The 10,840-nt window shown below is 58.1% G+C and carries 13 protein-coding genes; 11 read left to right on the forward strand and 2 right to left on the reverse strand.

Annotation, left to right across the window (positions count from 1 at the left end):
• From WB402_RS00995 to WB402_RS01015, 5 genes are all read left to right on the forward strand, one after another.
• The coding region (locus tag WB402_RS00995; RefSeq protein WP_424204869.1) for a c-type cytochrome at positions 1-378 on the forward strand (378 nt) is incomplete at its 5' end.
• Between the two features lie 24 nt (positions 379-402).
• Positions 403-1,323, forward strand: coding sequence for a c-type cytochrome (locus tag WB402_RS01000; protein ID WP_424204871.1), 921 nt, complete (start codon positions 403-405; stop codon positions 1,321-1,323).
• A gap of 44 nt (positions 1,324-1,367) precedes the next feature.
• Positions 1,368-1,742, forward strand: coding sequence for a TfoX/Sxy family protein (locus tag WB402_RS01005; RefSeq protein WP_424204873.1), 375 nt, complete (start codon positions 1,368-1,370; stop codon positions 1,740-1,742).
• Positions 1,743-2,411: 669 nt separating this feature from the next.
• Positions 2,412-2,639, forward strand: coding sequence for a sulfurtransferase TusA family protein (locus tag WB402_RS01010; RefSeq protein WP_424204875.1), 228 nt, complete (start codon positions 2,412-2,414; stop codon positions 2,637-2,639).
• Between the two features lie 70 nt (positions 2,640-2,709).
• Positions 2,710-2,913: a hypothetical protein gene (locus WB402_RS01015; RefSeq protein ID WP_424204877.1), complete on the forward strand. Its 204-nt coding sequence runs from the start codon at positions 2,710-2,712 to the stop codon at positions 2,911-2,913.
• Positions 2,914-2,930: 17 nt separating this feature from the next.
• Here the strand turns inward: WB402_RS01015 and WB402_RS01020 are convergent, their stop codons facing one another.
• Entirely contained in the window at positions 2,931-3,599 is a 669-nt protein-coding gene (locus WB402_RS01020) for an SOS response-associated peptidase (RefSeq protein WP_424204879.1), read from the reverse strand.
• Positions 3,600-3,790: 191 nt separating this feature from the next.
• Here WB402_RS01020 and WB402_RS01025 point away from each other — a divergent pair, with 191 nt between their 5' ends.
• Entirely contained in the window at positions 3,791-4,660 is an 870-nt protein-coding gene (locus WB402_RS01025; RefSeq protein ID WP_424204880.1) for an ADP-polyphosphate phosphotransferase, read from the forward strand.
• A 233-nt stretch (positions 4,661-4,893) separates the two neighbouring features.
• Here WB402_RS01025 and WB402_RS01030 read toward each other — a convergent pair whose 3' ends face one another.
• The gene (locus WB402_RS01030; protein WP_424204882.1) at positions 4,894-5,778 is read right to left on the reverse strand and encodes a DMT family transporter; all 885 of its coding nucleotides are present in this window, start codon (positions 5,776-5,778) and stop codon (positions 4,894-4,896) included.
• Between the two features lie 45 nt (positions 5,779-5,823).
• On the opposite strand from WB402_RS01030, the gene dapC reads away from it, so the two are divergent.
• From dapC to WB402_RS01055, 5 genes are all read left to right on the forward strand, one after another.
• Positions 5,824-7,032 (forward strand): succinyldiaminopimelate transaminase, encoded by a 1,209-nt coding sequence (gene dapC, locus WB402_RS01035; protein WP_424204884.1) that lies wholly within the window; start codon positions 5,824-5,826, stop codon positions 7,030-7,032.
• Positions 7,033-7,093: 61 nt separating this feature from the next.
• The gene (gene dapD, locus WB402_RS01040) at positions 7,094-7,915 is read left to right on the forward strand and encodes a 2,3,4,5-tetrahydropyridine-2,6-dicarboxylate N-succinyltransferase (RefSeq protein WP_424204886.1); all 822 of its coding nucleotides are present in this window, start codon (positions 7,094-7,096) and stop codon (positions 7,913-7,915) included.
• Positions 7,916-7,967: 52 nt separating this feature from the next.
• A complete protein-coding gene (gene dapE / locus WB402_RS01045) occupies positions 7,968-9,098 on the forward strand; it encodes a succinyl-diaminopimelate desuccinylase (RefSeq protein ID WP_424204888.1) in 1,131 nt (376 codons plus the stop codon).
• A gap of 282 nt (positions 9,099-9,380) precedes the next feature.
• On the forward strand, positions 9,381-10,178 hold the full coding sequence (locus WB402_RS01050; RefSeq protein ID WP_424204890.1) for a Stp1/IreP family PP2C-type Ser/Thr phosphatase: 798 nt from the start codon (positions 9,381-9,383) through the stop codon (positions 10,176-10,178).
• 53 nt (positions 10,179-10,231) lie between these two features.
• Positions 10,232-10,840 (forward strand): FHA domain-containing protein (locus tag WB402_RS01055; protein ID WP_424204892.1); only part of this gene is annotated, 609 nt, incomplete at its 3' end.

The raw sequence follows: 10,840 nt of genomic DNA on the forward strand, positions 1-10,840 counted from the left end.
CCCGAAGACATCATCAAATATCGCCAGAACATGATGAAAGCCATCGGCGGGCATACCGGCGCGGCCGGGGCAATCATTCAAGGCAAAGTGGATTACAAGAACCAGCTCGCCGATCATGCCCGCGCCCTGCAGGCGTTGACCAGCGACATCCCGGCGCTATTCCCGAAGGATTCCGATTTCGGCGAGACCAAAGCCAAAGACGGCGTGTGGTCGAACCGCGCGGAATTCGAGAAGACCGCCAAGGACGCCAAGGCCAGGGTCGCGGCGTTTGCCAAGGCGGTCCAGGGCGGCAATCAACAGGCCATCGTCGCGAGCTACAAGGAAATGGGCGAAGGCTGCAAGAGCTGCCACAAGGATTTCCGCAAGAAAGAGGATTAAGGCAAACATTACTGACGGGAACGCATGGTAACGCCCAACCACGCAGGGGTCTTTCTCTGGCTGATGGTTACGGCTGTTCCGCCCCTGGCCGCCGACGATGTCATGCGCCAGGGTGAATATCTGTTCCGTGCCGCCGGTTGCGCCAACTGCCACAGCGACGAGAAAAACAAGGGCGCCCCACTCGCGGGCGGACGTGCGCTTGAAACCCCCTTCGGGACCTTTTATTCCCCCAATATCACGCCCGACCCCGAAACCGGCATTGGCCGCTGGAGCGAGGCCGACTTCGTGCGCGCCCTGCGCGAGGGGTTGGATGACGAAGGCAATCATTTATACCCTGCATTTCCCTACGCTTCCTACACACAGCTCACCGATGCCGACCTGCACGCCATCAAGATTTATCTCTTCAATCAGAAACCGATGCGGCAAGCCAACAAACAACATGAATTGCCGTGGTATCTGCGTTCCCGTGCCTCGCTCCGGATCTGGAAGATGTTGTTTTTCAATCCCGGCCCGTTTCAGCCGCAGCCCGATCAATCGGTGGCGTGGAATCGCGGCGCATATCTGGCAACCGCCATCGCCCATTGCGGCGAATGCCACACGCCACGCAATATCCTGGGCGGTTTCAAGCAATCGCAGCGCTTTGCCGGCAACCCCGACGGCGTGGATGGCGCGAAAGTACCCAACATCACTCCGGACAAGAAAACCGGCATCGGCAAGTGGAGCCAAAGCGATCTGGTCGAATACCTCGAAACGGGGGCGATGCCGGACGGCGATTATGCCGGCGACGCCATGGCCGAGGTGATCGACAACAGCCTGTCACATCTGACGAAAGACGACCGCAAGTCCATCGCTATTTATGTGATGTCGCTGCCTTCGGTGGAAAGCGTGGCGCATGAACACAAACCCGGGCAAAAGAAACCGAAAACGAAAAATGATTACGAGTAGTAACATGGAAATATTCTCGGTGGCCGCTGCGGGCCTCCGCCACCATGACCCGGCATAGCGAGTTTGTTGAATTTGTGCTCGAATTGCTGGCGCCGATAGGCGCAGTCCGGGCACGTGCCATGTTCGGAGGTTTCGGGATCTACCGGGGCGACAGCTTCTTCGCCATCATTGTGGAAGATAAGCTGTATTTTAAAACAGATCATGTGACTCGCGGCGAGTTTACCGTACGCGGACTGTCCCCCTTCACGTATACCGCGCGCGGAAAATCGATCAGCATGCAATACTACGAAGCGCCGCCGGAAGTATTCGAGGAAGCGGAGGCCATGCAGTACTGGGCTCAGCAAGCTGTTGGCGCAGCAATACGCGCCAAGAGCGGCAAGAAATTGCCAGCTCGGCCCTCAAAGCGGCGACCGAAATGATCGCCTGACAAAACCTGAATAACTCGCTTGCGATGAAAATATTTTTATATTGTTTAGCCATTCTCATGGCGCTCTCTGTCCAGGCTTGTACCCAGCGGGCGTGGTATGAAGGGGTTAAACAGAGCCACCGGAACGAGTGCAACAAAGCCCCGCCATCCGAGCGCGAAGAATGTTTGAGAACCATGGATAGCGATAGCTATGACGAGTACCAGAGAAAAAGACAGGAGGAAATCAAAAAGGACAACTAGAGAAGCTCTGAACAAGTCCGCCGTTCGTACTGAGCCCGTTCGTGCTTGGACAACTTCCACACGAGCGGACTCAGGACGGGCGTAAGGTAGAAACGGGATCGAACTGTTTCTAGCTCCGGGGTGTGCATTACCCCATGGAACCCCGGGCAGCTTTCTTGGCGCGTTTCGCGGCGCGTTTTTCCTTCATGGTCTTCTCCGGCGCCTTCTTGGTTTGCTTCTTACTGTCCATGCCTTTGCTCATTGCCCTGCTCCTAAGTGGTTGAGATCATTATCTTGCCCGCAAAACGGATGAAGCGCCAGCGGTCCGGGATTACAGATCGTGGCGGATGTCAGGAAATTTGACTTGCGTATTGCTGGTCTATAATTACGGCACGATCTGTCAAATATCGTGACGACGGCATCGTTAACCCAGGAGCAATGAATGGCTGATCATGAGCTGGACGTTCGCGGAGTGAATTGCCCAGTGCCTGTCATGCGCATGCGGAAAGAACTGGAAACGATGACGAGTGGCCAGACGCTGCGTGTCCTGGCGTCGGATCCGGGATCCGTTCGGGACATCAATGCCTACGTAAAAAGCTCGGGGGATACGCTGCTCGAATCAAAAAAGACCCCCGAGGGGGATTTCGAATTTTTGCTGAAGCGGGTATAAATAAAATCACTCTTTGTCTTCGGCCGCCTATTTGTCATCAACTGAACCAGGGGTGTATTGGCAGAATTCCATGAAAAACAAAGACAAATCTGACAAGCCTGCCTTCAATGGCCGTAATCGCCGTAATAATAAGGCACGGCGCGTAGCAAAGGACCGGCGCGATAACATGCGCTGGGAGATGGACAATCCCATCCGGCGCAAAAGCCCGGGGCGCCGCGTCTTCGATCGGTTACTGCACGCGCTGCACGCCTTGGATCAAACACTGAAGAAATAGTTTGGATTCGCGATTTCCTATAGCGGTTTAATCAACCCCTCCCCGTCGTGCTTCGGGCTGTTGACGCCGAAACCCACCGGGTAGAACTCCATTTCTTTTTCCGGATAGGTCTTGAGCAAAGGCATGACCTTCTCCCGATCGTGCACCTCCGGGTCCAACCATAGTTCATAATCCTGCGGCGCCAGAATCACCGGCATGCGATCGTGTCTCTGGCTTATTAATTCGTTAGCAGTGGTGACAATAATCGTGCACGAGTCGACTGGTTCCGCGCCCTCCGGCTCCCCCCAGCGTTCCCACAGACCGGCGAAGGCAAACGGTTTCCCATCCTTCATACGAATGTAATACGGTTGTTTCCTCGGCTTGCCGGGCCTCCATTCATAAAAACCATCCGCCGCGATCAAGCAGCGCCGGCGCCGGAACGCGGTGCGGTACGCCGGCTTCACCGCCACGGTCTCCGCCCGCGCGTTGATGGTGCGATAACCGATCTTCTTGTCCTCCGCCCAGGCCGGTATCAACCCCCAGTACATCAGCGTAAGTTCCCGGCCCTCCGGCATTGCGCGGCACGCGAGGACATCATAAGTCGGGGCAATGTTATACCGCGGCTCGACAAACAAACTCCCCGCCCTGGCCTTGAACAACTCGGCATGGACCTCCACGGGCTTGGTGCTGGTATATCGGCCGCACATGTGCGAAGAATATCACCGTACTGCTGAACGCGACCTGTCCATGCTCTTGCTCATCGTCTTGCTCCGGGGTGGTCGAGATCACGATATTGCGCGCAAAAAGGACGAGTCGCCAGCGGCGGCGATATCTGCTCCAACGGGGCTTGAATAATTGACTCCGACGCCATTTAATCGGGGACTATCAGGAGGCCAAAATGAAAATCAAATTCAAGGATTACCGTGTGCGGGATGGCGAAAAGGTCAACCTCAAAAAGTGGCCAACGAAAGTCAAGCCCGTATACGAGTCCAAGAAACATTACCAAAAACTCCTGGAAGAACAGGTTGAGCAACTGAGCTCGCTGCAACGCCTGCTGTACGCGTCCGACCGCTACGCGCTGCTGCTGATATTCCAGGCGATGGACGCCGCCGGCAAGGACGGCGCCATCCGGCACGTGATGTCCGGCGTCAACCCGCAAGGCTGCCAGGTGTTCAGCTTCAAGCACCCGAGCGCCACGGAACTCGATCACGATTTTCTATGGCGCACTAATCAATGCCTGCCGGAACGCGGCCGGATCGGCATCTTCAACCGGTCTTACTATGAGGAAGTGCTGATCGTTCGCGTGCATCCGGAGATTCTCCACAGCCAAAACATCCCGGATGAACTGCTCGACGGGAAAACCGTGTGGGAGGAGCGGTTTCGCTCGATCCTGGATTTGGAAAAGCACCTCAACCGCAACGGAACCCAGATCATCAAGTTCTTCCTGCACCTCTCGGAGAAAGAGCAGCAAAAGCGCTTCATCGAGCGCATCGACGATCCGGACAAGAACTGGAAATTCAGCATGCTGGATGTCGAGGAGCGGAAATACTGGAAAGAATACATGCATGCCTATGAGGAATGCCTGAGCGCCACCAGCACCGACCACGCGCCCTGGTATGTCGTTCCCGCCGACGACAAGCTGAACGCCCGGTTGATTATTTCCTCGATCATTGTCGACACGCTGAAAAAACTCAAAATGAGCTATCCGGCAACGGACAAGGCACGCCGCCAAGAATTGCTGTCGATCCGCGAATTGCTAACGAAATAAGTCATAGCGCGTTGCATGGTGCCGCCTGCGGCGGCGATGAAAAAATAATTGCGGGTGAAGCGCGCGATACCGTTTAAAGCCTGGATGCCCGCCTCCGCAGGCATGACAACAAACATAGCTTTCGCGGGGATGACAACAAGAATTGGGGCCGCCTTCGCGGGGACAACGCCTGGATCTCCGCCTTCGCGGAGATGACAACCAACTCTACTTTCGCTGGGACGACACAGAGAGAATTAATAATCCTTCGGCGACGACGCCCTCGCCGCCAAATACGCCCCCACCACTATTAACACTCCCCCTACCCACTCCCTCATTGTCACGACTTCATTAGTTAGCAACTGCTGCGAAATAGCGCCGGCGACGAGCTCGACTAACGCTATCACCGCCGAGCGATGCACCGGCATGTGCGTCACGCCGTACTGCACTAGCACCGTCATCAGCAGGATGCCGAACACGCCGAGCGCCACCGCGCCGGCGAAGATCGAGCCGGACGGCTTCGGCACGGGCAGGGAAAAGGCCGCGATCATGATGACGCCGACGATCACGACGCCGGCCCAGACGGACAGCGCTTTGGCGGCGATGGAAACCTCCTGCACCTTGCGCACGATCACGTTGGACAACGCGAACGCGAAGCCTGAGGTGAGCGCCATCCAGTCAGGCTTGCCCTGTGGCCACGGCGCGCCGAGGATGGGATTCCACAGCATCAACAGCGCGCCGCTCATGGCGATGACGAGGCTGGCGAAGCCCACTCGCGTGATGCGCTCGTGCAGGAACAATCTGCCCATGAGCGTGGCCCAGAGCGGCGAGAGATAGAACAGCAGCAGCACGCGCAGGATGTTGCCTTCCAGCACCGCCTCGACGAAGGCGATGTTGGTCCAGCCGGCGGCGAGCATCAGCAGCGCCAGCATCGCCGGGCTGCGAGTGAATTCCGGGATGGACCTGGCGGTGCGCGGCAGGCTTACGACCAGCGCCGCTCCGTACAGCGTGAGCGTGAGCCAGATGCCGCCCAGGCCGCCGCCTTCGAGCAGGCGCATGGGATACCAGATCACGCCCCACAGAGTGGCGCCGATCAGCATGGCGACAACGGGGTAAAACCGTGGCTCGTCGTTGGATGGCATCAGGCGCTTCCCGTATAATTCTTTTTTCCCTAAAACCCGAACAACATGAATTCCCGGCTCGCGAGCTTACAGCCCTATCCTTTCCAACGGCTCGCCCAGCTCATCCACGGCCTCACTCCGCCCGCCGGCATGACGCCGATACGTCTGTCCATGGGCGAGCCGCAGCATGCCGCACCCGCTTTCGTTTTGGAAGCCCTCAAGTCCAACCTTTCCGGCCTGTCGAACTACCCGGTGACCAAGGGCTCGGCCGAGTTGCGCCAGTCCATCGCCGGCTGGGCCACGCAGCGATTTCATCTGAACAAGATAGCGCTCGACCCCGAGCGGCATGTCTTGCCCGTCGCCGGCACGCGCGAGGCGCTGTTTTCGATCGCCCAGGCCGTCATCGACCGGCGCGTGAATTCGCAGCGGCCTTCCGTGGTCATGCCGAATCCGTTCTATCAGATCTACGAAGGCGCGGCGCTGCTGGCCGGCGCCAGACCGTATTTCATGAACGCCATGGAGGAGAACGGCTACCGCGCGGACTTCGCGCAAGTGCCGGAGGAAATCTGGCAGAAGGTACCGCTGGCTTACATCTGCTCTCCGGGAAACCCGACAGGAGCGGTGCTGACCCGCGACAATCTCGCCAATCTGATCGAACTGGCGCACAAATACAATTTCATCATCGCCTCGGACGAATGTTATTCCGAAATCTACTTCGACGAGGCAAAACCGCCGCTTGGGCTACTGCAAGTGGCGAACGATCTCGGCATACGGGATTACCAACACTGCCTCGTGTTCCACAGCCTGTCGAAGCGCTCCAGCCTGCCGGGGCTGCGCTCCGGTTTTGTCGCCGGCGACGCCGCGGTGCTGGAACAGTATCACCTGTTCCGCACCTACCAGGGCTGCGCCCTGCCGCCGCCGACCCAGTCGGCCAGCCAGGCGGCGTGGAACGACGAGGCGCATGTGCGTACCAACCGCGACCTGTACCGCAGCAAGTTCGATGCGGTGCTGAAAATCCTCGCACCGGTGCTGGACGTGAAAAGACCCGAGGCCGGCTTTTACCTCTGGCCGCGACTGCCGCAGGACGACGAGACCTTCACGCGCCAGCTGTACGCGCGCGAAAACGTGCTGGTGCTGCCGGGCAGCTACCTGTCACGCGAGACCGAGGCTGGCAATCCGGGCAAAAACCGCGTGCGCATGGCGCTGGTGACGCCGCTGGCCGAATGCGTCGAGGCCGCACAGCGCATCCGAAATTATGTAGAATCGCTGAAATGAAACGGCCGAAATCAGATGAAGGATTTCAGTTAAGATACAGACTAATCAAGGAAATCTATCCATGAGCGACATACAGTCCACCATCAACGAGGCCTTCGAACGGCGCGGTGCGATCACCCCGCGTAACGTCGACACTCACGTCAAGGACGCAGTGCACGAGGCGATCAACTTGCTGGATACCGGCAAGGCGCGCGTGGCCGAGAAGCAAAGCGGCCGATGGGTCGTGAATGAATGGCTGAAAAAGGCAGTGCTGCTCTATTTCCGCATCGAGGACAACAGTTTCATCAAGGGCGGCTATACAAACTATTACGACAAGGTACCGTCCAAGTTCGCGGACTACAACTCCAAGAGCTTCCGCGAAGGCGGCTTCCGCGTGGTGCCACTGGCGGCGGTGCGCAAGGGCGCCTATATCGCGCCGAGCGTGGTGCTAATGCCCTCGTACGTGAATATTGGCGGCTACGTGGACGAAGGCACCATGGTGGACACCTGGGCCACGGTCGGCTCCTGCGCCCAGATCGGCAAAAACGTGCACCTCTCAGGCGGTGTCGGCATCGGCGGCGTGCTCGAGCCAGTGCAGGCGGCGCCCACCATAATCGAGGACAACTGCTTCATCGGCGCGCGTTCGGAGGTGGTCGAGGGCGTTATCGTGGAGGAAGGTTCGGTGATCTCCATGGGCGTCTATATCGGCCAGAGCACCAAGATCTATAACCGACTGACTGGCGAAGTCAGCTACGGGCGCATCCCCAAGGGCTCGGTGGTGGTTTCAGGAAATCTGCCGTCTTCGGATGGCAAGTACAGCCTCTACTGCGCCGTGATCGTGAAACAGGTGGATGAGAAGACGCGCTCCAAGGTCGGCATCAATGAACTTTTGCGTGACATTTGAGTGCCGAAATAACTGCGAAACTTTTCAATATTTTTTCAATTAGTTATAAAGAATGTCTGACAAAACGCTGGAGCTTGCCAAGCAGCTGATCGAACGACCGTCGCAGACGCCGCGAGACGAAGGTTGCCAGGAACTCATGATCGCGCGCCTCACACCGCTAGGCTTCACGGCCGAACGGCTGCGCTTCGGCGACGTGGACAACTTGTGGGCGACTCGCGGCACGGCCAAGCCGCTGGTAGTGTTTGCCGGCCATACTGATGTCGTACCCTCCGGCCCGCGCGAGGCTTGGAAGAGCGACCCTTTCAAGCCCGAGGTCCGTGACGGCCATCTATACGGGCGCGGCGCCGCCGACATGAAATCCTCGCTGGCAGCGTTTATCACCGCCATCGAGGATTTTCTGGTCAAGCACCCCCGCCACAAGGGTTCCATTGGCCTGCTCATCACCTCCGATGAGGAAGGCCCCGCGCTCCATGGCACGGTCAAGGTCATGGAATGGCTTGGCAAACATGGGATCAAGATCGACCACTGCGTCGTCGGCGAACCGTCTTGTGTCGAGGCTTTGGGCGATACCATCAAGATCGGGCGGCGCGGCTCGCTCACCGGGCGCATGTTTGTGCATGGCAAGCAAGGGCATGTTGCTTATCCACAGCTGGCGAATAATCCCATTCACCGGCTGGCACCGGCGCTAGCGGAACTGACCGCGACCGAATGGGACCAGGGCAACGCCGATTTCCCCCCGACCAGCTTCCAGATCTCGAATATCCACGGCGGGACCGGTGCCGAGAACGTCATCCCGGGCCGGCTCGAGCTGGTGTTCAATTTCCGCTTCTCAACTGCGGTGACCGACGCCGATCTGCGTCACCGGGTCGAGGAAATCCTCCAGCGCCACGGGATAAATCACCAGACCCAGTGGATCCTGTCCGGGCATCCGTTCCTGACCCGGGGCACCGCATTGATCGATTCCGTGCGCCGGGCCGTGAAGGAGGAGCTGGGTGTGGAAGCCAACCCGTCAACGTCTGGCGGGACCTCGGATGGTCGTTTTATCGCGCCCACGGGGACCGAGGTGGTTGAACTCGGCCCCCTCAACCGAACCATCCATCAGATCGATGAGTGCATCGCGGTGGACGATCTGAGCCGCCTGTCGCGCGTATACCGCCGAATATTAGAAAATCTCCTCGTCTGAGCAGAATAAATATATACCTTGAGAATCATAGCTATAAATGTATTTTCTGGTCTATATTCTAGGTTATGTCCGGTGTATTTTGCTTGCTCCCTGAGACCGTTCACACAGGCGAAGAACGCTATACTTTGAAAAAACCAAAGTGCCACGAATCGGCGACCGACACAGACAAGGATTGGGTTGTACCCATGCATGACGTAATGATTTTTAACGCCGCCCTTGCTGTCATCGGCTCGATACCTCGAACTGCCCGCGCCCTTACCCGGAACATCAGGGAACGAACGCATGAATGACCTGCAGATGGTCGGCCTGACCGATCCCGGCCGGGTGCGCAACCAGAACGAGGACAGCATCGCTCATATTCCCGAGGCGGGTTTGGTGGTGGTTGCCGACGGCATGGGCGGCCATCAGGCGGGTGAGGTAGCCAGCAAGCTGGCGGTGGACGTGATTACCCGCCATATCATCGGCACCCTGGCCGAGGCTGGCACAATCGGCAATGGCACCTTCGAAAGCAAGATGATCGGCGATGCCATTCAGCTCGCGAATCGCGCTATCTATGAGCTCGCCCGTCAGCAGCCGGAATACGCGGGCATGGGCTCGACCGTGGTCGTCACGGTTTTTCATGGCGGGAAACTGTGGGTCGGCCACGTGGGTGACTCGCGTCTCTACCGCTTTCGCGGCGGCTTGCTGGAGCAGATCACCATGGATCATTCAGTCGTACAGGAGCTGGTCAGCCGCGGTCTGGTGACCGTCGAGGAAGCACGGCTGTCGGTAAACAAGAACCTGGTGACGCGCGCCTTGGGCGTGGATGCCGCCGTGGTGCCCGACGTCGCCGAGCAAACGCTGAACGACGAAGACATCTATCTGCTCTGCTCGGACGGCCTGAACGACGTCCTGGCCGACGGCGACATTGAAATGATGCTCATCGAGTATGGGCGCAATCTCGAAGCCGCGGCGCGCCGCATGGTGGACATCGCCAACGAACGCGGCGGGCCGGACAATATATCGGTGATCCTGGTGCGCGCCAATCATGGTTTCGCGCGCGACCAGGAAACTTTACAGAAACTGCGTGCTCAGGTTTAACATACGAATTACTGTTATTTTTTTGCTGACGATAACGGGACCGGGGAAATAAAATGGCCAAGATCATCATCAAGTTCAACAACGAGGTCATCGACCATATCGACCTCAGACAGGGCGACATGAAAATCGGCCGCAAACCGGGTTGCGAAATCATGATCGACAATCTGGCCATCAGCGGCGAACACGCCAACATCTTCACCGTGGGCGAAGACTCGTTCATCCAGGACATGGGCAGCACCAACGGAACGTTCATCAATAACAAGAAGATCACCAAGCATCACCTGAAAAACGGCGATGCCGTCGTTATTGGTAAACACACGCTGATTTATCTGACCGATTCGGCGCGCGCCAGGGATCCGGAAGATTTCGCCAAGACCGTCATCATCAGTCCCGCCGCACGCGAACCCGTTGAACCCCGACCCGCACCCACGCCCGCAACGCCGGAGACAGGCGAATCACCGGCAATCACGGTGGAGACGCTGAATAAGAACGCACCGCCGCCCAAGGTGGATCGGCACGGCGCTCTGTTCGTGTTGAGCGGTGTGAACAGCGGCAAACGCATTGAACTGATGAAAAAAATCACCAACCTCGGCCGCACCGGCAAACGCGCCGGCGTCATCGCCCAAATTGGCGACGGTTATTTGCTCACCCCGGGCGATGAC

It is taken from the genome of Sulfuricaulis sp. (genome assembly GCF_049587675.1).
Taxonomy (GTDB): Bacteria; Pseudomonadota; Gammaproteobacteria; order Acidiferrobacterales; family Sulfurifustaceae; genus Sulfuricaulis.